The organism is Ruoffia sp. FAM 26254 (genome assembly GCF_045528545.1).
In the GTDB taxonomy this organism is placed as follows: Bacteria; Bacillota; Bacilli; order Lactobacillales; family Aerococcaceae; genus Ruoffia; species Ruoffia halotolerans.
On sequence record NZ_JBGQQY010000119.1, the window covers coordinates 1 to 438 of the forward strand.

General features: G+C 42.9%; 1 protein-coding gene. It reads left to right on the forward strand.

Features of this window, described 5'->3' with window-relative positions; genetic code table 11:
• On the forward strand, window positions 1-438 hold a 438-nt coding region (locus ACEN3Z_RS11915), incomplete at both ends, for an IS30 family transposase (protein ID WP_407090990.1).

Genomic DNA, 438 nt, shown 5'->3' on the forward strand with positions numbered 1-438 from the left:
AGACTATCCAGCGTTCACCGAAGAATTCGGTCATCTCGAAGGAGATACCATTGTGGGTGTTCACCACAAGAGTGCTGTTATCACGCTAGTAGAGCGTCTTTCCAAAATCATCATCACTTTGAAACCGGATGGCCGCAAAGCCAGTGACATTGAACAGAGGATGAACCAATGGTTGGAATCGATTCCTCGACATTTCTTTAAGTCGATGACGTTTGATTGTGGTAAGGAATTTTCCAATTGGAAAGCATTAAGTAATCAACATGACATTGATATTTATTTTGCCGATCCAGGAACGCCCTCACAGCGAGCTTTGAATGAGAATTCCAATGGTTTATTACGCAGAGACGGACTGCCAAAAGGAATGGACTTTAATCAAGTAGACCAAAGCTTTGTGTCATCGATTGCACACAAACGGAACACGATTCCACGGAAATCCTT